Annotated in this window: 1 pseudogene; it reads left to right on the top strand. The window is 75.9% G+C overall.

From position 1 onward, the window contains the following. Positions 1-274: 274 nt before the first annotated feature. Positions 275-996, top strand: a pseudogene (locus ACM43_RS09655) (DDE-type integrase/transposase/recombinase); the annotation flags it as partial. Between the last annotated feature and the right edge of the window lie 417 nt (positions 997-1,413).

Genomic DNA, 1,413 nt, shown 5'->3' with positions numbered 1-1,413 from the left:
TATATGGCGCAAGAGATACGGGAAGATTTTGTGTCCCCCCCCCCCCCCCCCCCCCCCCCCCCCCCCCCCCCCCCCCCCCCCCCCCCCCCCCCCCCCCCCCCCCCCCCCCCCCCCCCCCCCCCCCCCCCCCCCCCCCCCCCCCCCCCCCCCCCCCCCCCCCCCCCCCCCCCCCCCCCCCCCCCCCCCCCCCCCCCCCCCCCCCCCCCCCCCCCCCCCCCCCCCCCCCCCCCCCCCCCCCCCCCCCCCCCCCCCCCCCCCCCCCCCCCCCCCCCCCGCCTTGGAAGAGGAGAACGGGAAGCTGAAGAAGCTTCTGGCCGAGCAGATGCTCGATGCGGCCGCACTTCGCGAGCTGCTTTCAAAAAAATGGTAGGGCCCGCCGCCAAGCGCGCTGCGATCGCGCATCTGCAGGCCGTCATGAGCCTGTCGGAACGGCGGGCCTGCTCGATTGTAGGGGCGGATCGGAAGATGATCCGCTATCGCTCCAGCCGCCCGCCGGACGCAGTTCTGCGTGGCCGATTGCGCGACCTCGCCAACGAGCGGCGGCGTTTCGGCTATCGCCGGTTGTTCGTCTTGCTGCGGCGGGAGGGCGAGCCATCGGGGATCAACCGGATCTACCGGCTTTGCCGCGAGGAAGGGCTCACCGTCCGCAAACGGCGGGCTCACCGCAAGGCCGTGGGGACCCGGGCCCCGATCCTGGTCGAGGCGAGGCCGAACGCGCGCTGGTCGCTGGACTTCGTCCACGACCAGTTCGCCAATGGCCGACGCTTCCGCATCCTCAACATCGTCGACGACGTCACCAAGGAATGCCTGGGCGCCATTCCGGAGACGTCGATCTCGGGGCGGCGCGTGGCCCGCGAACTGACGGCAATCGTCCAGCGACGCGGCAAGCCAGGAATGATCGTGTCCGACCATGGCACCGAATTCACCTGCAACGCCATGCTCGCTTGGTGCAAGGACGCAGCCGTCGATTGGCACTTCATTACGCCGGGAAAGCCCCCCCCCCCCCCCCCCCCCCCCCCCCCCCCCCCCCCCCCCCCCCCCCCCCCCCCCCCCCCCCCCCCCCCCCCCCCCCCCCCCCCCCCCCCCCCCCCCCCCCCCCCCCCCCCCCCCCCCCCCCCCCCCCCCCCCCCCCCCCCCCCCCCCCCCCCCCCCCCCCCCCCCCCCCCCCCCCCCCCCCCCCCCCCCCCCCCCCCCCCCCCCCCCCCCCCCCCCCCCCCCCCCCCCCCCCCCCCCCCCTGCTCCATCAGCGCCACTTGGCGTACAAAACCCCGAGACTCTAACTGCCGCTGGATGAAAATGCAGTGGCAGGTCACCGGCGCCGGCTTATTGGTTCCACACCCTGAGCGCGCCACAACTGCCGACGTCTATAAGGCCGAAAGCGCCTGCATGATGGTCGGCCACCTTCTAGTGGAG

This window comes from Bradyrhizobium sp. CCBAU 45321 (assembly GCF_028128975.1).
GTDB lineage: Bacteria > Pseudomonadota > Alphaproteobacteria > Rhizobiales > Xanthobacteraceae > Bradyrhizobium > Bradyrhizobium yuanmingense.
This window is presented reverse-complemented; position numbering and strand designations above follow the sequence as displayed.